The following is a 23,319-nucleotide window of genomic DNA, read 5'->3' on the forward strand; positions in this document are numbered from 1 at the left end:
AGGCAGTATACTACCACCACGCGTGGAAATGATGTACCGGACCAATGCCCTTCCCCACTTCCAGCGTGTCCGCCTGCGCCAACGCCGCCGAAAGCCATGCCTTCGCCTCGTTTACCGTCTCTCCCCAACAGCGATGCCGGGGCCGTAACGCCGCCAGCGCCGCCGACAGCGTACAGCCCGTCCCATGCGTATTTTTGGTGTTCACACGCGGCGCGCTAAAACGTTGCTCGCCCTCACGGGTAAAGAGCCAGTCCGGGCTTTGCGCATCCTCTAAATGCCCGCCTTTCATCAATACCGCTTCACACCCCATCGCCAGTAACGCCCGCCCCTGCGCCAGCATCTCCTGTTCCGTACGCGCATGGGGCGCATCCAGCAACGCTGCGGCTTCCGGCAAATTAGGCGTAATCAGCGATACCTGCGGCAACAGCCGGACGCGTAATGTTTCTATCGCAGAGGGCGAGAGCAGCGGATCGCCGCTTTTCGCCAGCATCACCGTATCCAGCACCACATTACGTACATGATGACGCTGTAACCGTTCCGCCACGGTCTCGACAATATCGGTTTCCGCCAGCATCCCGATTTTCGTGGTATCAATGCGCACATCGCTGAACACGGAATCAAGTTGAGCGGCGACAAAGCCCGGCTCTATCCGGTACACCGACTGTACGCCACAGGTATTTTGCGCCACCAGCGCGGTGATGACCGAACAGCCATACGCGCCCAGCGCGGAAAAGGTCTTGAGATCCGCCTGGATACCGGCCCCGCCGCTGGGATCGGTACCAGCAATCGTCAGCGCGTTAATTCGTTGCATTGGCCGCCTCCACATCCAGATGATAGAGCGCATCAAGAAAAGCCGGGATGAAGCTACCCGGTCCTTCGCTACGCTCTGCCGCGGCCTGTCCAGCCAGTTTCATCCAGCAGCAGGCCGACGCGACATTGTCCAGCGCGGCGCCCGGTAACGCGCAACTGGCGGCGACGACCGCCGACAACGCGCAGCCGGTGCCTACAATGCGAGTCATTAACGGATCGCCGCCGGGAATGCTCAGCGTGCGCTGACCATTAGTGACGTAATCTATCTCTCCGGTAACCACAACGATGCAGTCTATCTGACGCGCCAGCGCCTGCGCCGCAGGCAGTGCGGCCAACGCCGCCTCGGTGGTATCTACGCCACGTCCGCCCAGCGCCATGCCGGATAACGCCAGGATTTCCGAGGCGTTGCCGCGTATTGCCGCCGGGCGCAGGGACAAGAGATCCAGGCAAAATCGCCGACGAAATTCCAGCGCGCCCACCGCGACAGGATCAAGGGTCCACGGCGTTTTGGCATCATAAGCGCTTTCTACCGCCGCACGCATCGCGTCAGCGCGTGAGGCGGTTAATGTTCCGACATTAACCAGCAAGGCGTTGGCGATGGCGGCAAACGGTCTGGCCTCGACAGGATCAATCACCATGGCGGGTGAAGCGCCCAGCGCCAGCAACGTATTGGCGGTAAACGTTTGTACGACGTCATTCGTCATACAGTGCGTAAGCGGGGAGAGCGCGCGAAAGTGTTTTAACGTATGCGCCGCAAGCGTGCGGCAGTGCAGGTCAGGCTGCATGGTTCAGCTCCTGCCCGCGTGAAGAAGAGACACGAGCAGTGTCAGACTTCCCTACGCTGGCATTATCCAGATCAGGTGGTACGGGTATTTCTCAGCCTTCACAAAGAAGGGCACCCCGAGTCGTCAAGCCCCACCGTGTTAAGCGGGGTTTCGCTATTAAGCATACTGTCTGCGCCAGACAATGTAAATTTACAGCCAGCCGCGGACGATAATTTCAGCGTTATCAGATAGTTCTCAAAACCTATTCGGTTCTGGCAAACTTGCTGGCGGATATGTTGCTGCACGACGCTTTCGTTTACACTTTTTACGAAAAGGGGCGTGAGATAACAAAATAGCGCTTGTCAGATACGCCACCAGCAGAAATGATACACACGATGTTAACTGACCCGCATATGTGGAGGGTAAAAATATGAAAAGTAAGTTGCTGCCTTGCGCGCTGTTGCTTGCAACCAGTTTTGCATGGGCCGCCCCCGCGACAACGGGCATTGATCAATATGAGTTAAAAAGCTTTATCGCCGACTTCACCCACTTCAAGCCCGGCGATACCGTTCCGCAAATGTACCGCACCGATGAGTATAATATTAAACAGTGGAAATTACGTAATCTGCCCGCGCCAGATGCCGGTACTCACTGGACCTATATGGGCGGCGCGTATGTACTGATTAACGATACCGATGGAAAAATTATCAAAGCCTATGATGGCGAGATTTTTTATCATCGATAAAAAAAGCCCCCTCATCCAGAGGGGGAAATACAGCCCCATGTTACTTTTTTATTAGCCCTTAATCACTCTATCCCCTTCAAACTGCCTTTTTGTTGACTGCCTTCACTACCCGATTCGCTCTGGATCTCGCCCTTTTGAAACTACCGCATACCACATTAAAATTTATTGCAGAAAGATTGTCATCCCGGTCACTTATTATTGTAAGTGACCGGAAGTTCATTCACCTATCGCGCCATATATCTTAAATGTTTTTCATATATATTAATCGTATTTCACATAGATCAGCGCAGTCGCTTTTAGATCGCCTGGTTTTATATTGTCTCGGTCATAAACATAATAACTGGCGATAATAGGGATTGTTATCATATCACTGTTGAGCGGCGTGCCTACTTGATCCACTTTCCATAACGTTGAAGCATTACCCTGCTCTGCTGTATTTGAAATATTCACCGTTTTTCCACCGCTCTCCAGTATAAATCCGACGCCATTATTCACAGCACCACGCAACACAGAATAGCTATCTGGTATTAAATCACTGCTGGAGAGATAAACCGTCATTTTACGCGATGTTTGTTTAGCATTACCAAAAAGATTATCACACTGGAGTCGAATATTATCCGCGGCATTTTTGTTGCTGACCTTGCCTGTGTTATATAATTCAGAAAGCGCAATATTCGGTAGCGTGATCGTCAGATCTTCAGGTTTGCAGGTTGTCTGCTTGCGATCGTAGGACACAAACAGATCAAATGAATATAACCCTGCACCTCTAAGATAACTATTATAATCTGCGGCACAGGCATTCCAGCCTCTTCCTGCTAGCAGGCACCCTAAAAACCGCAAACCGGCCGTAAACTGAGTTGCAGAAGAAGCGCTTGTTATTGATACCACCCCGTTGATTAGGACACTGTTCCCACTACCGGCAGAAATATTTACATTCGCCCCAGAGGAAGCGGGTTCAACCGTTACCGTATAGCCCGTTGTAAACGGCATTGTGAGAGTATTATTATCTGCCCAGGCGATTTTTAACTTCAGTTTTACTGTATCATTGTATAATCCCACGATGATATCGGAAGGATCCATACGCGTTATCTTATAAGTCCCTGAACAAGTTGTATCGTTAAAATTATGGCTATAAGTTGCGGACTGATTAGGGTTAATCGTAAAATCCTCACGAATAATTAAATTATCCTGATAAGTAATTTCTCCCGTACAGGCTGCGTATGTTTCAGGTAAAATCAATAACATCACGATAAAAAGAAAGAGTTTCATTTCACCACCTCACCACTACCGACAAATATAAACTTTACTTTCATCAACCGTTTTACCAAAGGTGATTGAACATGAAAGCCCCTGCTCTTTATCTACTGGTACACTGACTTCGGGCGGAATATCATTCGTTCGAATAAATAGCTGACTACCTTGTCCAACAATGCCCACATTATGACCATGATGATCTACTACATCATAACCAAAAATAAGAGGCGAGCCATCAGGACGCTGCGCTTTAATAAACCATGGTTTACGCTGGTCGGTATCAAAATTCACTAGCACGACGGCCCCTCGGTACGGGGCGGCAACTTTACGGTTACCGCGTAATTCCGTTTCACTGCTACTTTGCGACACATCAAGCATAAGATGGTTTTCGCGATATGGCGTAAGGTTGTCATAAACCACCGTTCCTTTTTTATTGGTGGTCCGATATTTTTGGCCGTTAACGTAGGCTCCTTCAAGTCCCGGAGCCTGCATAATCGCAAAGGTATCTGAAAGCCGGCTGGATAAATTCAACCCGCCACTCCAGGCTACAACCCCACCGGAAATACTTCCGCCGGTCTGAGTATAATTGGACGACTGGCTGTAACTACCATTAAGCGTTGCAACGGGCGTATTCCAGGTTAAATTCGTCCCCGCAGTGGTCTCACTATCGTGTCGCTGATGACTAACATTCACGCCGTAATTAAATTGATCGCGACTGCCTGCCGTACCGGTTAAACCAATATTGTTTGAGGTAAATCCATCATCATCAAAGGTCGTCGAGTTCGACACATTCAGATGACGCCGCGGGGTAGTAATACCGTCCCCCCAGTCAAAGGGAATTGAAATAAACAGGTTAAAACGTTTATCTTCATTATGATCCTCGTCGTAAGTCTGACTGGCGGATAACGTATAATTAATTTTCTGGAACGTATTGGAATAGCTTATTTGATAATCTTTACTGGTGCCGCTACGTCCCCAGTAATCACGCCATAATGCACTCAGTGATACTGCGCCCCATCCTTCTGGCAAGGATTGGCTCACATTAGCTGAAAACGTATTTTTACGCCCAAAATCGTTTTGATAATAATCAGCAATATCGTATACATCATTCTTATCGCGACGATAGTTATTTTTATTATTGGCCCAGACATGATCGTTAAATGTGCGGTAATCCTGTGATGAATACCGATACGCAGCCAGACCAAACCGAGTTAATGTTTGGGTCAGGTATTTATTATAAGCAATCTGATAACTCTGACCATCAAATACATCGCCATTATCCTGTTTACTGTGCGCTCGCGTAGCGTCAAGCGAAATGGCGCCAATCCGGGTATTCCACCCCGTGCCGAGGGTAAACGCATTATAATGGTTCGATAGCATCGTACCGCCATAAAGCGTCAACAGGTTATTAAGGCCATACTGATAACTGATTTGTGTAAAATCGGCCTGATTATCGGCGCCTTCAATATGACTACGGCCGGCGGAAAAATCATACTTAGAGACGCCAGGCTGCAACATGTTCGGTACGGAAGCGTAAGGCACCAGCCAGGTATTTATCGAACCATCCGCCTCACGCACGGTGACATCAAGATCCGCGCCACCGCCCGCGAGTTGCAGATCCGCAATGGAAAAGGGGCCAGGAGGAACCTCTTTCTGATAAACAACGAATCCGTTCTGTTCGATGGTTACCAAAGCGTTAGTCTGTGCAATCCCCTGCACCAACGGCGTAAAATTCTGTTTCGAGTTTGGCAACATTTGCATATCGCGAAACAGGCGAACGCCGGTAAATCTCACAGAATCAAAAATCTCTGACGAGGTATACTGATCCCCGGCGCGTAATGTGCCGAGGAGCTCAGCGATACCGCGCTCCAGATACAATGTGTTGCTTTTCCACTCACCGCTGCTGCCATCGGTTTTATTAAATGTGGTATCCGCATGCGCTTGCCAGCCCAACAGATTGAAACCGCTATTGAACCGAACGTAAGTACTTTCACTACTGCCAGAATTCTTATAGTCACTGTAATACTGGCTGGCATAGTAAGAAGTATAAAATGCATTGATGCCGCGATCCCAGTTTTCAGGCAATACATAACCCGCCTCGACCTCATTTACATAGGCCTGGGGAACGCTCAAATCCAGCCGAAAAACTCCAATATTAAAAGTATAGCCACCGCTTCTCACGACATCTTTTAACGCAATACAATCCGTTGCTCCCTGCGGTTGCAGACCATCGCTTATCACTCCAATATTTTTCAACAACTCAGTTGAAATACACGTGCTACCGGGTTCATCGGCAACAATGATATCGTATTTACCTCGCCATTGATTGTTGACATAAATATCCAGTTCGTACTGTCCCGGAATTGGCTTATTCTCATCCAGATGGAAATTTGTTATTTTTTGATCTCTCATTCCCCCCACCATAAAATGGGTATCAAACGTTTCCGTCGCGATAGCCTGCGTTTGCCAGGTAAACAGAGTCAATAAAACAAGCGAAGCGATGGGCGTCATCCTTAGCATGATGAACTCCTGTTTATTTTACATTGATTTTGCTACTAATATAGTTACCATTATCATCAATAATTGTTACTTCATACTGGCTTGTTGACGCATATTTCATGTTAATATTTTGCGTCGATAGCGGTGGCAGCATGATAGTTTGATCATTAATCTTAGTATTTCCTGCTTTTACATCCGTCACGGTAATCCAGTTTGCAGTATCATTTTTCATGATGACAGTTTTATTACTGCGAAATAAACCAATCCGCTGAAAACTGTCTTTGGTTACGGCGGCAATTCGACTGGGGCGCCATATTAATTTTATTCGATTCTGCATTGCGAATTTAAGCACATTTTTACCGGCGTTTTCCTGGCTGTTTGGTGGAATATCAAGCACATTCAGATAAAACAGACTTTCTTTGTTGTCCGGTAAGCTATTAGGCATTTTCTTGATTTTGATCTGCTGACCAGACTCAGCGGCAACGCGCACCACTGGCGGCGTCAGCATAAATGGCACCTGAATTTTTTCTGGCGGTAATGAAGTGTTACCGTCATCAATCCAGGACTGTACCAGCGAAGCTTGCTCGCCCTGATTCACCAATTGTACAACGACTTCTTTCTTCTCTGCCGGGTAAATCACACGCGTACCATAAATAACAATACCAGCATGCGCAGGCAAAATTATGGCAGATAATAATACTGCAGATAATATTTTCATATTTACACGGCCTTGCTTATAAAAAACCGGCGACGAACGCCGCCGGTTGAATAAATTAGTCAGTAACAACCGTTAAAGTCAGTGTTGAGCTAACATCACCAGAAGCAACATCACCGTCTAAACGCGCATAGCGTGCTAAAAAAGTCAGGTCGTATTCACCGCTGCTATTTGGAGCTAGTGTCACCCCCGTCTCTGGATCAATCTGATTATCCGTACTTCCGTAGTAAACCGCAAAACCGACACCTTTGGCAGACCCGTTATTAAATGTGATATCGTGGCTATCAAATTGCGTTGAAGAGAAGGTAATACGCGGCGCTACACCCTGTTGACATTTTATTTTCAACGGCATCTGAGTTTGATTAGTTACTGCGTCATAAATCTGACCCGGGGTTAAATTAATTATTTTATCCGCACCAATTTCATTCAGTCTAATTTCAGCGGTGTTCGTACCCAAAAATTGACAGGTAGTACCAACCACCTTTCCGTTAATATTCAGAACGCCTGAATCATACTCATCAGCAGCAAAAACCCCAGCGCTCATAAATACAGCAGACAATACAGAAGCAGCAATAAGTGAACGTTTCATAATCTCTTCCTTAATGAAGTAATTTCTATTTGTTAAGAGTTATTAACCCTTGCAACGAAAATTCTCATAGACAGGAAGTTATCGCAATGTAAACACGATGTTTTGTTGATTTAAAACAATTTACAGATTGCAATATAATTGCAACAAATAATCATTGCTTATCATTATTTTGTAAACTTATTAATTTCCGAAATTTACTGCCCTTAAACATAAACACAACAAATAAAAAAGCCCATATCATTGATATCAATGATATGGGCCTGCGGAATTAATAAGAATTAGTCGTAATGATTAACAACAATCTGTCGGGTGCTATCACCAGGCACCGTGTATAGCTGCGTTGTCACACCTCTCATCGGCGTAGCGGCGGGTGTTTGCAGCGTTGAAACGTGGATAGTGTTGCCGCAACGCTGCTGCAACTGTGCGTTTACCACTTCTGTACTGCACGTTGGCGCGGTCACTTTTCCACTGATGGTTAATGTTGCGGTGTCGGAGGCAAAAACGGGTACGCTTATCCCATAAGCCGAAACTATAATTCCCATCAGCAAATATTTTTTCATAGTGAGCAATTGTTCCTCTGGTGAACGTCAAACAGTATGCAGGCCGTCCTGATGAGCAGTATGAACGTATCGATACCTTAAAACCAATTGAAAAAATAAATCAGTAGGATAGGTATGATCAATTCAAATAATGTTTTTGCCGATTATTTCAGATAAACACCTGTCTGTTTAAGCAGGAATTAACAATGCGGGGGCTATTATTTTATTAATACATTCACTGCATCAATATATATTAATGCAGTGAATGTCATATTCTCTTTGGAATACGTCAGGAGGATTACACCGCGCGGAAGGCGATTTCTCCCGGAATCACTTCACCCTGCCAGTAAAGCTGTGCCGCAACGCGATCGGCCAGTTCGCGATAGATCGCGGTAAACTCGCTCTCCGGACGGCTAACCACCGTCGGCGTACCGCGATCGAGATCTTCACGCAGACTAATATGCAGCGGCATCTGACCCAGAAGCTGAGTATGGTATTTTTCCGCCAGCTTCTGCGCGCCGCCCGTGCCGAAGATCGGTTCGTGATGGCCGCAGTTGCTACAAATATGCATACTCATATTTTCCACAATGCCGAGCACCGGCACTTCCACCTTCTCGAACATCACGATACCTTTTTTGGCGTCGATCAGCGCGATATCCTGCGGCGTAGTCACCACCACCGCGCCGGTAACAGGAATGTTCTGCGCCAGCGTTAGCTGAATATCCCCGGTTCCCGGCGGCATATCCAGTACCAGATAATCCAGATCCGGCCACAGCGTCTCCTGCAACATCTGCATCAGCGCCTTACTGGCCATTGGGCCGCGCCATACCATCGCGTTATCGTCAGTCACCAGATAGCCGATCGAGTTGGTCGCCAGGCCGTGAGACATAATCGGCGCCATATGCGTACCGTCTGGCGATGTTGGGCGCTGATCTTCTGCGCCAAGCATGGTTGGGATCGACGGACCGTAAATATCGGCATCGAGAACCCCGACCTTTGCGCCTTCAGCCGCTAACGCCAGCGCCAGGTTTACCGCCGTGGACGATTTCCCCACCCCGCCTTTACCGGAGCTCACGGCAATGATGTTTTTCACGCCATTAATGCCAGGCTGATTTTTGACGCGTTTCAGCGTCGCAATGTTGTACGACAGTTTCCAGTCGATCGCTTTTGCGCCCGTAATACGTAACAGATCGGCGCTGCATTGCTCTTTTAATACCTCAAACGCGCTGTTCCAGACGAACGGCATGACCAGCTCAACGTGCAGCGTATCATCCATCCAGGCGACGTGGTGCAACGCCTTAAGCGTGGTGAGGTTATGCTTCAGGGTTGGGTGCTGAAAATTCGCCAGCGTCCCGGCGACCATCGCTCGCAGGGTATCTGGTGATTTGGCCTGGGATTGTTCGTTCATCCCGACTCCTTTTGTAGTTCTGAAAAGTACGATTGTAACTTTGTAGTTTACTCCAGCGGTAACAATTATTCATTTACGGATAAATGCCCTTATCGATTGGCGCAGTAATTACCATTTTGGTACTATCAAAGCCCTTTTTTACAACAGAAGAAGTAATACCCACTATGACTCAAGTCGCGAAGAAAATTCTGGTAACGTGCGCGCTGCCGTACGCCAACGGCTCTATCCACCTCGGCCATATGCTGGAGCACATCCAGGCTGATGTCTGGGTCCGTTACCAGCGAATGCGCGGCCATGAGGTTAACTTCATCTGTGCCGATGACGCTCATGGCACGCCGATCATGCTGAAAGCGCAGCAGCTTGGTATTACGCCGGAGCAAATGATCGGTGAAATGAGCCAGGAGCACCAGACCGATTTCGCCGGTTTTAATATTAGCTACGACAACTACCACTCAACGCACAGCGACGAGAATCGCGAGCTGTCCGAGCTGATTTATACGCGCCTGAAAGAGAACGGTTTTATTAAGAACCGCACCATCTCTCAACTCTACGATCCGGAAAAAGGCATGTTCCTGCCGGACCGATTTGTGAAAGGCACCTGCCCGAAATGTAAATCCGCAGACCAGTACGGCGATAACTGTGAAGTGTGCGGCGCGACCTACAGCCCGACCGAACTTATCGAACCGAAATCCGTGGTGTCCGGCGCGACGCCGGTAATGCGTGACTCCGAGCACTTTTTCTTTGATCTGCCGTCATTCAGCGAAATGCTGCAGGCGTGGACCCGCAGCGGCGCGCTGCAGGAGCAGGTGGCGAACAAAATGCAGGAGTGGTTTGAATCCGGCCTGCAACAGTGGGACATTTCCCGCGACGCGCCGTATTTTGGTTTCGAAATCCCGAACGCGCCGGGCAAATATTTCTACGTCTGGCTGGACGCGCCGATTGGCTATATGGGCTCCTTCAAAAATCTGTGCGATAAGCGCGGTGACACGACCAGTTTTGATGAGTACTGGAAAAAAGACTCCGACGCCGAGCTGTACCACTTTATCGGCAAAGACATCGTCTATTTCCACAGCCTGTTCTGGCCTGCCATGCTGGAAGGCAGCCACTTCCGTAAGCCGACCAACCTGTTCGTTCACGGTTACGTGACGGTGAACGGCGCGAAGATGTCTAAGTCTCGCGGCACCTTTATTAAGGCCAGCACCTGGCTGAAACACTTTGACGCCGACAGCCTGCGCTACTACTACACCGCGAAGCTTTCTTCACGCATTGATGACATCGACCTGAACCTGGAAGACTTTGTCCAGCGCGTCAATGCCGATATCGTCAATAAAGTAGTCAACCTGGCCTCGCGTAACGCCGGTTTTATCAATAAGCGTTTCGACGGCGTGCTGGCGGCTGAACTGGCCGATCCGCAATTGTATAAAACCTTTACTGACGCCGCTGCGGTGATTGGCGAAGCATGGGAAAGCCGTGAATTCGGTAAAGCTATCCGTGAGATTATGGCGCTGGCCGACATCGCTAACCGTTATGTTGACGAGCAAGCGCCGTGGGTGGTGGCTAAACAAGAAGGCCGCGACGCGGACCTGCAGGCCATTTGCTCAATGGGCATCAACCTGTTCCGCGTGCTGATGACGTATCTGAAACCGGTACTGCCGACGCTTTCTGAACGCGTTGAAGCCTTCCTGAACAGTGAGTTGAACTGGGATGCCATCGAACAGCCGCTGCTCAGTCACAAGGTCAACACCTTTAAGGCGCTCTACAATCGCATCGACATGAAGCAAGTTGAAGCGCTGGTTGAAGCGTCTAAAGAAGAGGTGAAAGCCGCAGCCGCGCCGGTTACCGGCCCGTTAGCCGACTTCCCGATTCAGGAAACCATCACCTTTGACGATTTCGCCAAAATTGACCTGCGCGTAGCATTGATTGAAAACGCTGAGTTCGTGGAAGGCTCCGACAAATTGCTGCGTCTGACGCTGGATCTGGGCGGCGAGAAGCGTAACGTCTTCTCCGGCATTCGTTCCGCCTACCCGGACCCGCAGGCGCTGATTGGCCGCCAGACGGTAATGGTCGCCAACCTCGCGCCGCGCAAAATGCGCTTTGGCGTCTCCGAGGGAATGGTGATGGCCGCAGGACCTGGCGGGAAAGATATCTTCCTGTTAAGCCCTGATGACGGCGCGAAGCCTGGCCAACAGGTGAAATAAGCAACAAGCCGGAGCATGCTCCGGCTTTTTTAACCGCTTAATCCTGACTGGCATATCACCCCATCCGCGTGTTTTAACTTTTTCCTTAATAAGCAATAGCGTTAAGACTCCATATCCGGACTGCTAAATAACGGCTAAAAGTCATATTCTATCTCTCCCTGATACATTGCTATTACTGGGTTAAATTAATTCATTGAAATTATTTTAAAAACCCAATCATTATATAAAATGGAGTTTTAGATGAAAATTTCTGGCAAGTTATTGTCCGCGGCTTTGGCTTCCGTACTGGTGTTCTCTCTTGCTGGCTGTGGCGATAAAGAAGAATCAAAGACCTTTAACGCAAACCTGGCGGGGACAGAAATTTCAATTACCTACACCTATAAAGGTGACAAAATCATTAAGCAGACGTCTGAAAGTAAAATCAGCTATGCCACTGTAGGCGCTAAAACGAAAGAAGATGCCGCCAAAATTCTCGATCCGCTGAGCGCGAAATATAAAAATATCGCCGGAGTGGAAGAAAAATTAACCTATGAAGATACCTATGCCCAGGAAAACGTCTCTGTGGATATGGAAAAAGTGGACTTTAAAGCGTTACAGCAAATCTCAGGGACGATGGTGTCCGGCGATACCAGCAAAGGTATCAGCATGAAACAAACCCAGACGCTGCTGGAAGCTGCTGGTTTTAAAGAAGCGAAATAACTGGCAGGCATAATGTATTGCATCGACTGGTAAAGTCGCTCAGGGCGCTGCTTCGGCAGCGTCTTTTCTTTATGAATTCCGAAAAAAGACAGCCTCGCTGTAAGTCCCCTCGCCAAAGCCTATAATCCCTGAATTCCTGGCCACACCAATACTTAACGACAAGGAATTGTTATGCAGGTTCTACGTCTTATGGCACTGCCACTATTCGCGCTCTCTCTATCGGTTAGCATAACTGGCTGCGATCAGAAAAACGATACTCTCCAGGGAAAGCAAAATAACATGACAGCGTTTATCAAGAAGATAGCCGCTAGCAAAGAGTCAGAGGAAACACAACGCTATGTAGGTAATCTCAACGGTATTGAAATCAAGTTAACCTATTACTACAAAGGGGATATCGTTTTACGTCAAATATCTGAACATAAACTACTTTATAAGACCCTGAAAGCCAATAATAAAGAAGAAGCACAAAAAATGCTGAGTCAAGTCGGCGAAGCTTATCAGGGTATGCCGGGTTTGACTGAACGAATCGACTATTATGATAGCTATGCTACGGAATATGTGGATATTGATTTTACCCAGGCAAAAATAAGCGACCTCTGTAAATTGCCAGGATCATCAATTGACAACTGTTCCGCGTACTATCTGTCAATGATTCGCTCGCAGAAACTGTTGGAAGAGAGCGGGTATCATAGAATCAATTAGTATAATAATGCGTTTTCCCGGTCAGACAGGACGCTGCCGGGAACAATACCGCAGAATTACTTCGCCGCGTGTTCACGGGCCGCCAGACCGCGCAGAAAATAACGCATAAACTGATCGCCGCATTCGCGGAAGTTCTTATGGTCCGGCGCGCGCATCATCGCGGTGATCTCTGGCATTGAGACACGAAACAACTGACCGGTAAGTATCGCCAGGATATCATCTGTTTTTAGCGAAAAGGCAATACGCAGCTTTTTCAGCACAATATTGTTGTTGATACGACGTTCCGCCGTCAATGCAGGCGCCGCCTCATCTTTGCCGCGTTTTTCATAAATGAGGCCATTGAGAAATGAGGACAACACGATATCCGGGCAACGCTGAAACCCCTCTTCCTCTTCTTTGCGCAACCAGATTGCAATCTGCTCCGGCGTAGCATCAACGTTACCCAGCGCCAGGATACGCGCCAGATCGGTATTATTAGCTTTTAAAATGTAGCGCACGCTACGCAGAATATCGTTACTCAGCATGAGGCCTTCGGTCGTTTCTATGGCAAAACGATATTCTAACAGTCTTTTACAGGCCAATCGCCTCTTTTAAACTTTTCAGATAGCGACGGCTTACCGGCACCGTCAGGCCGTTGCGTAAAATCAGCTCTGCCTGCCCATTATCCTCCAGCCGAATTTCCTGCAAATGGGCCATATTCACCAGAAACTGACGATGACAACGCAGTAGCGGCGTCCGGCTTTCCAGCGTGCGCAGCGTCAGCTCGGTAAACCCCTCTTTCCCTTCACTGCTGGTCACATAAACGCCGCTCATACGGCTACTGACAAAGGCGACATCATCCATTTGCAACAAATAGATCCGGCTGTGTCCGGTACAGGGAATGAATTTAAGCGCCTGCTGGTTTTCCGGCAACAACGAAACATCCTGTTTACTGCGCTCCTGACGCAGACGATGTAACGTTTTTTCCAGCCGTTTCTCCTCTATCGGCTTGAGCAGATAATCAAAAGCGTGTTCTTCAAAGGCTTTGATGGCGTATTCGTCAAACGCGGTTAAAAAAACGATATACGGGCGGTGTTCCGGATCAAGCATTCCTACCATCTCCAGTCCACTGATACGCGGCATCTGAATATCCAGAAACAGCACATCAGGTCGCAACTTATGTACCGCGCCAATCGCTTCTACCGCGTTCGCGCACTCTCCCACAATCTCAATGTCATCCTGCCCCTGGAGCAAAATCCGCAGATTTTCCCGCGCTAACGGCTCATCATCCACAATCAGCACTTTAATCATGCGTCCTCCTCCAGTGGAAGTCGTAATGTAATTCGGGTAAAACAGTCCGGCTCGCAGGCCACGCTAATACCATAATCATCGCCAAAGTGTTCGCGCAGACGTTTATCCACCAGACTCATCCCCAGCCCGCTACTGCCGGCGGAAGGCTGATACAGTCCCGCATTATCCTCAATATCTAACATCAAATGCTGCCCTTCGCGCCGGGCGCGAATAGCGACGTTGCCGGTATCAAGCAGTTGCGACGTGCCATGTTTAATGGCGTTCTCAACAATCGGCTGTAATGTAAACGCAGGCAATTTCTGACGTGAAAGCGTCGATGGAACATCAAGCTGTACCTGCAGACGCGACTGAAAACGCGCTTTTTCAATTTGCAGATAAGCGTTTACGTGTTCAATTTCATCCGCCAGCGTGACGATTTCCGACGGGCGTTTTAAATTTTTGCGAAAAAAGGTCGACAAGTACTGCACCAGTTGGCTGGCCTGTTCGCTGTCGCGGCGAATCACCGCTTTAATGGTATTGAGCGCGTTAAACAGAAAATGCGGGTTCACCTGCGCGTGCAACAGCTTGATCTCTGACTGCGTCAGCAACGCCTTCTGCCGTTCATACTGCCCGGCCAGGATCTGCGCGGATAAAAGCTGCGCAATACCCTCTCCCAGGGTACGGTTAATTGAGCTGAACAGTCGGTTTTTCGCTTCGTACAATTTAATGGTGCCCATGACTCGCTGATTTTCGCCACGCAGCGGGATCACCAGCGTCGAACCGAGTTTACACTGCGGGTGTAGCGAACAGCGATACGGCACTTCGTTGCCATCGGCATAAACCACCTCTCCGGTTTCAATTGCTTTCAGCGTATAACCTGATGAAATGGGTTTGCCCGGTAGATGGTGATCGTCGCCAATACCAGTAAAAGCCAGCAGTTTTTCGCGATCGGTGATGGCGACGGCGCCAATATCCAGCTCCTGATATAACACCTGCGCCACCTTCATACTGTTCACTTCGTTAAATCCCTGACGCAGAATCCCCTCCGTTGACGCGGCGACCTTCAGCGCGGTAGCAGAAAATGCCGAAGTATATTTTTCGAACATGGCGCGCTTATCGAGCAAAATACGCATAAACAGCGCGGCGCCAACGGTATTCGTCACCATCATCGGCGCGGCAATATTACTGACCAGATGCAGGGCATCGTCAAACGGCCTGGCTATCAGTAAAATGATCAGCATCTGCACCAGTTCGGCAACACACGTAATTGCTCCCGCCGTCAGCGGGCTAAACACTTTGTCCGGGCGTCCGCGACGTATGAGAACGCTGTGTACCAACCCGCCCAGCAGCCCTTCGACGATGGTGGAAATCATACAGCTCAGCGCCGTCATGCCGCCCATAGAATACCGATGTAACCCACCGGTCAGGCCGACCAGCCCGCCGACGACCGGCCCGCCGAGTAGGCCGCCCATCACCGCGCCAATCGCGCGGGTATTGGCAATCGAATCTTCGATATGTAGCCCAAAATAAGTGCCCATAATGCAGAAGATAGAAAACGTGACGTAACACAGAAGCTTGTGCGGCAGACGAACCGTGACCTGCATAAGCGGGATGAACAGGCGCGTTTTACTCATTAGCCACGCAATGACCAGAAACACGCACATCTGCTGAAGCAGCAGCAACACCAGATTAAACTCGTACATACCCGCAAACCACACTTCAATTAAAAGCGCGTAACATACATTGAGTACGAGTAACTTTCTTTGAACTGTTGCATAAAAATATGAATTCGTGAATACGATCACTTAAACGCCGCGCCGCAACCCGCTACTTCGCGTTTTAATGCATAAAAAACAGGCAAAACTTCCTGGTTCCTAAAAGAGCGTCTAAAGTTAAACCGGGACCTCGCGAGCAAGGGTGAAACGATGGCGCTTTACACAATTGGTGAAGTGGCTTTGCTTTGTGATATCAATCCTGTCACGTTGCGCGCGTGGCAGAGACGTTATGGACTTTTAAAACCACAGCGAACGGATGGCGGTCATCGTCTGTTTAACGATGCCGATATCGACAGAATCCGCGAAATCAAGCGCTGGATAGATAACGGCGTCCAGGTCAGCAAAGTCAAAGTGCTGCTCAGTAGCGACAGTAGCGAACAACCTAACGGCTGGCGCGAACAGCAGGAGATCCTGCTGCACTACCTGCAAAGCAGTAATCTGCACAGTTTACGGTTATGGGTCAAAGAACGCGGTCAGGATTATCCTGCCCAAACATTGACCACTAACCTGTTCGTCCCACTGCGGCGACGATTACAGTGCCAACAACCCGCCCTTCAGGCGCTGCTCGGCATTCTTGACGGTATCCTGATCAACTATATTGCGCTCTGCCTGGCGTCTGCGCGTAAGAAACAGGGAAAAGATGCGTTGGTGATCGGCTGGAATATCCATGATACCACCCGCCTGTGGCTGGAAGGTTGGGTCGCCAGCCAACAGGGATGGCGAATCGACGTGTTGGCGCATTCGCTTAGCCAGTTCCGCCCGGAACTTTTTGACGGCAAGACGTTACTGGTATGGTGCGGAGAAAACCAGACGCTGGCGCAGCAGCAGCAACTCCTGGCATGGCGCGCCCAGGGACACGACATTCATCCCCTTGGCGTTTAAACAGCAGCTAACAAATTCGCTTTAATGTATACTCCTTTTATTAACATAAGGAGTACATAATGCGCGTAGCGAAAATCGGGGTGATCGCCCTTTTCCTGCTGATGGCTATTGGCGGTATCGGCGGCGTGATGCTGGCAGGTTACAGTTTTATTTTGCGTGCCGGGTAAGCGCGCGCGTCAGCCTTTCAAACAGGCGATCGATAATGATCGCCGCCAGCGCCACCAGCAGCGCCCCCTGGATAACATAGGCCGTATTAAAGCCGCTAAGCCCGATAATGATCGGCGTGCCTAACGTACTGGCCCCCACCGTTGAAGCGATGGTCGCCGTACCAATATTGATAATCACCGAGGTTCGGATGCCCGCCAGAATCACCGGCGCGGCCAGCGGCAGCTCAACCTGATACAACTGTTGGCGACGGCTCATTCCCATACCGCTGGCAACGCTCATCACGCTGGCAGGCACCGCGCCCAGCCCGGCCAGGGTCGCCTGCAGGATGGGCAACACCCCATACAGGATCAAGGCGATAATGGCCGGTTGCTGACCAAAACCCATGACGGGTACCGCGATCGCCAGTACCGCGACCGGCGGAAAGGTCTGCCCGACGGCGGCGATAGTCTCCACCAGGGGACGAAACTCTTTCCCACTTTCTCGCGTGACCGCCATCCCTGCGCCGACGCCCACCACGACGGCAAACAGACTTGAGATGCCCACCAACCAGAAATGGGCGAGCGCGAGGGCGGCAAAACTCTCCTGTTGGTAGACCGGGCGCGGTAAATCGGGAAACAGCGCGGCGAAGAACGGCTGGCTATAAGGCAATCCAAACAGCAGAAGCAAGAACAGAACAATAAGCCAGAGAAGCGGATCACACAGTCGTTTCACGGGGGGACGTCTCCGAAAGCAGATCGCGGAAATGGAGCGTACCGCAGGGCTCGCCCTGCTGATTCGCCACCGGCAGGACGTCGCACCGACGGGCGACAAACATCGATAGCGCATCGCGTAGCGTCATCTCTTCCACCAGCGCGTCGCCGCTGAGCTGTTCATGCCGACGTACATAATCGCCTACGTTACGTAACGAAAGCAGCCTTACGCCCAGCTCGCTGCGGCCAAAAAATGCCTGCACGAAATCATTTTCCGGCGAGGTCAGCATAGAAAGCGGCGATCCCTGTTGGATAACGTGGCCCCCGTCCATCAGCACCAGATGGTCGGCGAGGCGTAGCGCCTCGTCGATGTCGTGCGTCACCAGTACGATGGTGCGCCCCAGCAGCTGATGAATGCGGGTCATCTCCTGCTGCAATGCGCCGCGCGTTACCGGATCAAGCGCGCCGAAAGGCTCGTCCATCAGCAATACCTGCGGATCGGCAGCCAGCGCCCGCGCAACGCCGACCCGCTGCTGTTGCCCGCCGGAAAGCTGATGCGGATAGCGATCGCGCAGCGCGCTTTCCAGACCCAATAATGCCATCAGTTCGTCAATACGATCGTTAATCCGTGCACGCGACCACTTTTGTAGTTGCGGTACGGTGGCGATATTTTGCGCCACCGTCCAGTGGGGAAAAAGGCCGATAGACTGAATGGCATAGCCCATGCGACGACGCAGTTCAAGCACCGGCAGGCTGCGGATCTCTTCCCCGGCAAAACGGATCGTTCCGCTATCATGCTCTACCAGCCGGTTAATCATCTTCAGAGTGGTCGATTTTCCCGAACCGGAGGTGCCAATTAACACCGAAAAGCTGCCTTCGCTAAAGTGCAAATTGAGGTCGCTAACAGCCTGTTGATCGCCGAAGGTTTTACTAACATGGTTAAATTCAATCATCGGTTGCTCCCTTCAAAAACGCGATCCATAAATCAAACAGCGCGTCGATCACTACCGCCAGCGCAATCACCGGAATGACGCCCAACAGGACTAAATCAATGGCGCTGCTCAATAGCCCCTGAAACACCAGCGCGCCGAAACCTCCCGCGCCAATCAGCGCGGCGACGACGGCCATTCCCACTGTCTGGACCATGACTACCCTCAGGCTACGTAAAAAGACCGGCAGCGCCAGCGGCAGTTGCACATGCCTGAAGCGCTGGCCGCTACTCATTCCCATGGCTCTTGCGCTCTCCAGCACATCGCGCGGCACCTGATTGAGCCCGGCGACCACGCCGCGCACCAGCGGCAATAACGCATAGAGCACCAGCGCTATCAGCGCAGGCGTCATGCCGGTTCCCGCGACGCCGAATTCGGCAAGCCACGGAAACTGTTTCACCAGCCCGGCCAACGGCGCGATCAGCAGGCCAAACAGCGCGACGGAAGGAATAGTCTGGATCACATTCAGTACGGTAAACACCGGCCCCTGGCGTGAGGCGGAAAAATAACACCAGACGCCCAACGGTAGTCCGATCGCCAGCGCCGGCAGCACCGTGCCCGCCAGTAACATTAAATGTTGCACCAGCGCGGCATCGAAAACATCCTGGCGGTTGGTATACTCTTTCAGAAGCGAGAGGTTGTCGAACGTGCCTGAAAACAGCAGCGCCAGCGGGACAATGACAATTTGCGCGTGCAGCAACCAGCGCCACAGCGGCCCAACGGTAATACGGCGGATCGCATCGCTACAGGCCAGCAGCATCAGACCGAGGCCCAGCCACAATCCACTTCCCAGACTGGTACGCGCCAGCGGGCTGCCCTCCTGCGCCAACTGGGTCGCCGCCCTGCCGACTCCCCACAGCATGACAATAAAAAGCGTCTGCGCCATCATCAGCGTCAGTACGCTACCGCGTTTACCGGGTACAAAGCACAACGTAAACAGCGCGCATCCCGCGCCAGTCAGCATCCAGATGGTCGCCGGCCAGATCTCCCATAACTGGCGCCCCTCGCCGCTCACCAGACGATTCGGGGCGTAATTAATGAAAGGTAGCGCGACAGCAAGCAGGGTCAGAACAACCAACAGCAACAGCACACGATTAACCGTAATTTTTTTGGCAGCATCACTCACAGATTACTTCACCCACCCTTTTTGTCGGAGGTAATCTGCGGCGACTTTTTTCGCATCCAGCCCTTCTACGGCGATTCTGGCGTTCAACTGTTGCAGCGTTTTCTCATCAAGGCTGGCGAAAACGGGCTGCAGCCAGTCGGCTATCTGCGGATAGGCCTGTAACACCGATTCACGCACTACCGGCGCGGGGGCATAGATAGGCTGGACGCCTTTCGGGTCGCTCAGGGTTTGCAGACCCAGCGCGGCGACCGGGCCGTCGGTGCCATACGCCATCGCGGCGTTAACGCCGGATGTTTGTTGCGCGGCGGCTTTGATCGTGACCGCCGTATCGCCGCCCGCCAGCGACAAGAGCTGGTTCTGATTCAAGGTAAAATCATAGGCTTTTTCAAATGCCGGCAGCGCATCCGCCCGTTCGATAAATTCCGCAGACGCCGCCAGTTTAAAAGTGCCGCCCTCTTTCAGATAACGGCTGAGATCGGCAAGCGAGGAGAGTTTATTTTTTTCCGCGATGTCCTGACGTATCGCGATGGTCCAGGTGTTGTTGGCCGGCGCAGGCGTCAACCAGACCAGCTTATTCTGCTCCGCATCCAGTTTTTTGACTTTCTCAAAGCCTTGCTTTGCATTTTTCCATGCCGGATCGTTTTCATCTTTAAAAAAGAACGCCCCGTTACCGGTGTATTCCGGATAGATATCCAGCTCTCCGGCGGTAATCGCGCCACGAACGACTGGCGTCGTCCCGAGCTGAATTTTATTGACCGTTTTAACGCCGTGGCTTTCCAGTACCTGCAAAATCATGTTGCCGAGCAGTGCGCCTTCGGTATCAATCTTTGACCCGACCGTCACGGGCGATGCCGCCTGTAGAGGTAAACTCACCGTCGCCAGCAACGCCAGCGAACTTACCCATAGCTTTGAGATCGTCATGATGCTTTCCTCATCCTTTTACGGCCTTTTTCAGAGACTTGAGAAAAAAGCATAGTTGAAAAGTCTGCGTTTAACCTGGGATTTTCCGGCAGTTTAAGTGACGTGGCAGGCAATAAAAGGGGGGACAGGAAAAGTCATTGCCAGACAGGGCGCTGCTATCGCGCCCTGTTGACGGCAGGCTTACAGTAGTTCGAACGATCCTTGTTTAACGCGAGCGGAATCCACGCCGATAAAGACGTTGAACTTGCCGGGTTCCGCGTCATATTTCATCTGCTGATTCCAGAACTTCAACGCCTCGATATCAATCGGGAAACTCACGGTTTTACGTTCGCCGGGCTTGAGGGTGATTTTTTCAAAGCCTTTTAATTGCTTCACCGGGCGGCTCATTGATGCCGTGACATCCTGTAAGTACATCTGGATGACCGTGGCCCCTTCGCGTTTACCGGTGTTCGTGACCTCTACGCTGGCCGTGACTTTGCCGTCGCGTTGCATTGTCGGTGAGGAGAGCGTGACGTCAGACACCGTAAATGTGGTGTAGCTCAGACCGTAACCAAACGGATAGAGCGGGCCATTCGCTTCGTCAAAATAACGTGAGGTGTATTTGTTTGGCTTTTCAGGATTATACGGGCGTCCCGTATTGAGATGGCTGTAATAGACCGGAATTTGTCCCACCGAACGCGGGAAGGAGATCGGCAGTTTGCCTGACGGGTTGTAATCGCCAAACAGCACATCGGCAATGGCGTTGCCGCCTTCCGTCCCGGCAAACCAGGTCTCCAGAATCGCATCGGCCTGTTGATCTTCTTTTACCAGCGCCAGCGGTCTGCCGTTCATTAATACCAGTACCAGCGGCTTACCGGTGGCTTTCAGAGCGGTGATTAAGTCGCGCTGACTCTGCGGAATGGTGATATTGGTACGGCTGGAGGCTTCATGCGCCATCCCCTGCGACTCGCCTACCACTGCGACCACCACATCGGCCTGTTTCGCCGCCTGTACGGCCTCATCAATCATCGCCTGCGGTGAGCGCGGATCGATTTTAACTGCCTCTTCATACAGGTTTAAGAAATCGACGATGTCTTTATCGTTAGTGATATTCGCCCCTTTGGCATAGAGGATCTTCGCCCCGTCGCCGACGGCATTTTGAATACCCGCCAGCACCGTCACCGACTGATTCGCGACCCCAGCAGCAGACCAGCTCCCCATGACATCACGTTGACTGTCGGCCAGCGGCCCAACAACGGCAATGGTGCCCGATTTTTTCAGCGGCAGCGTTTCCAGCCGGTTTTTCAGCAGTACCACACTTTCCCGCGCCACTTCCCGCGCCTCTTTACGATGCAGGCGGCTTTCGGCATTGGTGTCCGCCGGGTCGCTCTCTTTCGGCCCCAGATGGCTATAGGGGTCGTTAAACAATCCCATGTCATATTTTACGTTGAGCACATGGCGCGTCGCGTCGTCCAGTTCCGCCATCGTCACTTTGCCCGACTTAATCAGACCCGGCAGATATTTGCTGTAATACTCATCCGCCATGCTCATATCCACCCCTGCCTTTAGCGCCACGCGCACCGCATCTTCCGGGTCGGCCGCGGTACCGTGTTTAATCAGTTCTTTAATAGCGCCGTGGTCGGAAACGGTAATTCCCTTAAAGCCCCACTCATCGCGCAGGACATCTTTCAATAGCCAGGAATCTGACGTCGCAGGCGTGCCGTTCAGCGAGTTCAGCGCCACCATCACCGCGCCGCTCCCCGCATCCAGCCCCGCTTTGTACGGCGGCATGTAGTCATTAAACAGACGCTGGGAACTCATATCCACGGTGTTGTATTCTTTACCGCCTTCAACGGCGCCATAGGCGGCAAAATGTTTCACGCTGGTCATCACCGAATAGCGGTCCGCCGGGCTTTTGCCCTGCATCGCTTTCACCATGGTTTCGCCCATGATAGAGGTTAAATATGTATCTTCGCCAAAGCCTTCGGAGGCGCGTCCCCAACGCGGATCGCGGGAGACATCCACCATCGGCGCCCAGGTCATATTCAGGCCGTCGTCCGCCGCTTCATACGCCGATACGCGTCCTACGGTTCTTACCGCATCCAGATTAAAAGAAGAAGCCAGACCGAGGCTTATCGGGAAGACGGTTCGCTGGCCGTGTACCACGTCATAGGCAAAAAAGAGAGGAATTTTCAGGCGGCTCAACGCCATCACCTGATCCTGCATTTGACGGATATCCTGGCGGGTGACGGTATTGAAAATCGCCCCTACCTGCCCGTCTTTGATCATCTCGCGAATCGCTTCTTTCGGGTTATCAGGGCCGACGCTAATCAGACGTAACTGACCAATTTTTTCATCGACAGTCATTTTCTTGAGTAAATCCGTGACGAACGCGTCGCGCGCTTCGGGCGTCAGCGGGTGATTGCCAAACAGGTTTTCCGCCAATGCTGGCTGCATCGCCAGACTCACAGCAACACCTACTGAACATAACCATTTCATGTTGAGTCTCTCTTTATCTTTATCCCGACGAGGCGGTAAAAACAGAATAAAAACCGCAGTTTGCCATAAGCCTAAACGCGAGAGGAGAAGAAAGCGAAGG

22 protein-coding genes and 1 riboswitch are annotated in these 23,319 nt (G+C 51.0%); of the genes, 6 read left to right on the forward strand and 16 right to left on the reverse strand.

All coding sequences use genetic code 11. The features are described from left to right. Window positions 1–10: 10 nt before the first annotated feature. The gene (gene thiD, locus J4613_RS05600) at window positions 11–811 is read right to left on the reverse strand and encodes a bifunctional hydroxymethylpyrimidine kinase/phosphomethylpyrimidine kinase (protein ID WP_001749141.1); all 801 of its coding nucleotides are present in this window, start codon (window positions 809–811) and stop codon (window positions 11–13) included. Next, a complete protein-coding gene (gene thiM, locus J4613_RS05605) occupies window positions 798–1,595 on the reverse strand; it encodes a hydroxyethylthiazole kinase (protein ID WP_001182163.1) in 798 nt (265 codons plus the stop codon). Before thiM ends, thiD begins: the two co-directional genes overlap by 14 nt. A 31-nt stretch (window positions 1,596–1,626) precedes the next feature. Further along, window positions 1,627–1,723, reverse strand: a riboswitch (TPP riboswitch). A 281-nt stretch (window positions 1,724–2,004) separates the two neighbouring features. Between thiM and rcnB the strand changes: the two genes are divergently transcribed. Then, window positions 2,005–2,319 (forward strand): Ni(II)/Co(II) efflux transporter accessory subunit RcnB, encoded by a 315-nt coding sequence (gene rcnB, locus J4613_RS05610; protein ID WP_000837534.1) that lies wholly within the window; start codon window positions 2,005–2,007, stop codon window positions 2,317–2,319. A gap of 261 nt (window positions 2,320–2,580) precedes the next feature. Here the strand turns inward: rcnB and J4613_RS05615 are convergent, their stop codons facing one another. The 6 genes from J4613_RS05615 to apbC all read right to left on the reverse strand — a co-directional run bounded on the left by J4613_RS05615 (window position 2,581) and on the right by apbC (window position 9,323). Continuing rightward, window positions 2,581–3,588 carry a putative fimbrial-like adhesin protein gene (locus tag J4613_RS05615; RefSeq protein WP_000765279.1) on the reverse strand — a complete coding sequence of 336 codons (1,008 nt, stop codon included), beginning with the start codon at window positions 3,586–3,588 and terminating at the stop codon, window positions 2,581–2,583. A 15-nt stretch (window positions 3,589–3,603) separates the two neighbouring features. After that, the gene (locus J4613_RS05620; protein ID WP_000945367.1) at window positions 3,604–6,093 is read right to left on the reverse strand and encodes a fimbrial biogenesis outer membrane usher protein; all 2,490 of its coding nucleotides are present in this window, start codon (window positions 6,091–6,093) and stop codon (window positions 3,604–3,606) included. 13 nt (window positions 6,094–6,106) lie between these two features. Next, entirely contained in the window at window positions 6,107–6,790 is a 684-nt protein-coding gene (stcB, locus tag J4613_RS05625; RefSeq protein ID WP_145980415.1) for a fimbrial biogenesis chaperone StcB, read from the reverse strand. A gap of 55 nt (window positions 6,791–6,845) precedes the next feature. Continuing rightward, entirely contained in the window at window positions 6,846–7,376 is a 531-nt protein-coding gene (gene yehD, locus J4613_RS05630; RefSeq protein ID WP_000830693.1) for a fimbrial protein YehD, read from the reverse strand. Window positions 7,377–7,654: 278 nt separating this feature from the next. Further along, window positions 7,655–7,936 (reverse strand): YehE family protein, encoded by a 282-nt coding sequence (locus J4613_RS05635; protein WP_000760404.1) that lies wholly within the window; start codon window positions 7,934–7,936, stop codon window positions 7,655–7,657. A gap of 277 nt (window positions 7,937–8,213) precedes the next feature. Further along, complete coding sequence (gene apbC, locus J4613_RS05640) at window positions 8,214–9,323, reverse strand: iron-sulfur cluster carrier protein ApbC (RefSeq protein WP_001005424.1); 1,110 nt, start codon at window positions 9,321–9,323, stop codon at window positions 8,214–8,216. 164 nt (window positions 9,324–9,487) lie between these two features. Between apbC and metG the strand changes: the two genes are divergently transcribed. The 3 genes from metG (at window position 9,488) to J4613_RS05655 (ending at window position 12,922) form a co-directional block, all read left to right on the forward strand. After that, on the forward strand, window positions 9,488–11,521 hold the full coding sequence (gene metG / locus J4613_RS05645) for a methionine--tRNA ligase (RefSeq protein ID WP_086811971.1): 2,034 nt from the start codon (window positions 9,488–9,490) through the stop codon (window positions 11,519–11,521). Window positions 11,522–11,761: 240 nt separating this feature from the next. Then, window positions 11,762–12,220 carry a YehR family lipoprotein gene (locus J4613_RS05650; RefSeq protein WP_000703137.1) on the forward strand — a complete coding sequence of 153 codons (459 nt, stop codon included), beginning with the start codon at window positions 11,762–11,764 and terminating at the stop codon, window positions 12,218–12,220. 171 nt (window positions 12,221–12,391) lie between these two features. Next, on the forward strand, window positions 12,392–12,922 hold the full coding sequence (locus tag J4613_RS05655; protein ID WP_001197951.1) for a YehR family lipoprotein: 531 nt from the start codon (window positions 12,392–12,394) through the stop codon (window positions 12,920–12,922). A gap of 56 nt (window positions 12,923–12,978) precedes the next feature. Here J4613_RS05655 and J4613_RS05660 read toward each other — a convergent pair whose 3' ends face one another. The 3 genes from J4613_RS05660 to J4613_RS05670 are packed head-to-tail and all read right to left on the reverse strand — an operon-like array spanning window position 12,979 to window position 15,894. Further along, on the reverse strand, window positions 12,979–13,446 hold the full coding sequence (locus tag J4613_RS05660; protein WP_000950413.1) for a DUF1456 family protein: 468 nt from the start codon (window positions 13,444–13,446) through the stop codon (window positions 12,979–12,981). 46 nt (window positions 13,447–13,492) lie between these two features. Beyond that, on the reverse strand, window positions 13,493–14,212 hold the full coding sequence (gene btsR, locus J4613_RS05665) for a two-component system response regulator BtsR (protein WP_000598637.1): 720 nt from the start codon (window positions 14,210–14,212) through the stop codon (window positions 13,493–13,495). Beyond that, entirely contained in the window at window positions 14,209–15,894 is a 1,686-nt protein-coding gene (locus tag J4613_RS05670) for a sensor histidine kinase (protein WP_000272850.1), read from the reverse strand. Before J4613_RS05670 ends, btsR begins: the two co-directional genes overlap by 4 nt. Window positions 15,895–16,116: 222 nt before the next feature. Between J4613_RS05670 and mlrA the strand changes: the two genes are divergently transcribed. Then, window positions 16,117–16,848, forward strand: a complete 732-nt coding sequence (mlrA, locus tag J4613_RS05675; RefSeq protein WP_001240417.1) for an HTH-type transcriptional regulator MlrA — start codon at window positions 16,117–16,119, stop codon at window positions 16,846–16,848. A gap of 59 nt (window positions 16,849–16,907) precedes the next feature. Then, window positions 16,908–17,015: a protein YohO gene (locus J4613_RS05680; RefSeq protein ID WP_001261696.1), complete on the forward strand. Its 108-nt coding sequence runs from the start codon at window positions 16,908–16,910 to the stop codon at window positions 17,013–17,015. On the opposite strand, the gene J4613_RS05685 is transcribed toward J4613_RS05680, so the two are convergent. From J4613_RS05685 to bglX, 5 genes are all read right to left on the reverse strand, one after another. After that, on the reverse strand, window positions 16,996–17,727 hold the full coding sequence (locus J4613_RS05685; protein ID WP_000824857.1) for an ABC transporter permease: 732 nt from the start codon (window positions 17,725–17,727) through the stop codon (window positions 16,996–16,998). The two genes, J4613_RS05680 and J4613_RS05685, sit on opposite strands and share 20 nt — an antisense overlap. After that, the gene (locus tag J4613_RS05690) at window positions 17,711–18,658 is read right to left on the reverse strand and encodes an ABC transporter ATP-binding protein (RefSeq protein ID WP_000569165.1); all 948 of its coding nucleotides are present in this window, start codon (window positions 18,656–18,658) and stop codon (window positions 17,711–17,713) included. The genes J4613_RS05685 and J4613_RS05690 overlap by 17 nt, the downstream gene beginning before the upstream one ends. Continuing rightward, window positions 18,651–19,820 (reverse strand): ABC transporter permease, encoded by a 1,170-nt coding sequence (locus J4613_RS05695; RefSeq protein ID WP_001278120.1) that lies wholly within the window; start codon window positions 19,818–19,820, stop codon window positions 18,651–18,653. The genes J4613_RS05690 and J4613_RS05695 overlap by 8 nt, the downstream gene beginning before the upstream one ends. Before the next feature lie 3 nt (window positions 19,821–19,823). After that, window positions 19,824–20,741: an ABC transporter substrate-binding protein gene (locus J4613_RS05700; protein ID WP_000155869.1), complete on the reverse strand. Its 918-nt coding sequence runs from the start codon at window positions 20,739–20,741 to the stop codon at window positions 19,824–19,826. A 180-nt stretch (window positions 20,742–20,921) separates the two neighbouring features. Further along, window positions 20,922–23,219 carry a beta-glucosidase BglX gene (gene bglX / locus J4613_RS05705; RefSeq protein WP_000871543.1) on the reverse strand — a complete coding sequence of 766 codons (2,298 nt, stop codon included), beginning with the start codon at window positions 23,217–23,219 and terminating at the stop codon, window positions 20,922–20,924. Window positions 23,220–23,319: the final 100 nt, after the last annotated feature.

The sequence above is a fragment of the Salmonella sp. 32020114201800008SM genome, assembly GCF_017572025.1.
In the GTDB taxonomy this organism is placed as follows: Bacteria; Pseudomonadota; Gammaproteobacteria; order Enterobacterales; family Enterobacteriaceae; genus Salmonella; species Salmonella enterica.